Below are 291 nucleotides of genomic sequence, written 5' to 3' on the forward strand. Positions count from 1 at the left end.
GAATTTGTCAGTTAGAGCAACACCAGCTTTAGCATCGAATACTGAAGTTTGAACTTCACCGATGAAATCTTGTGATACTACTTGGTCTTCAGTGTAACCAAGAACGCCAGCCATTTCGCCTTCAGAAGCTTCTTTCATTGCAGCACAAATTTCTTCGTAAGATGCAGCTTCTTTTAGGTTAACAGTTAGGTCAACTACAGATACGTTAGCAGTTGGTACACGGAAAGCCATACCAGTTAGAAGGCCGTTTAGTTCTGGAAGAACAACGCCTACAGCTTTAGCAGCACCAGT

Annotated in this window: 1 pseudogene; it reads right to left on the bottom strand. The window is 42.6% G+C overall.

Going from position 1 to position 291, the window contains the following annotated elements:
- Nucleotides 1-291 (bottom strand): annotated as a pseudogene (locus AB4653_RS24770) (type I glyceraldehyde-3-phosphate dehydrogenase); the annotation flags it as partial.

Origin of the sequence: Vibrio sp. 10N.222.48.A3 (genome assembly GCF_041475345.1) — a bacterium.
Taxonomy (GTDB): domain Bacteria; phylum Pseudomonadota; class Gammaproteobacteria; order Enterobacterales; family Vibrionaceae; genus Vibrio; species Vibrio tasmaniensis_A.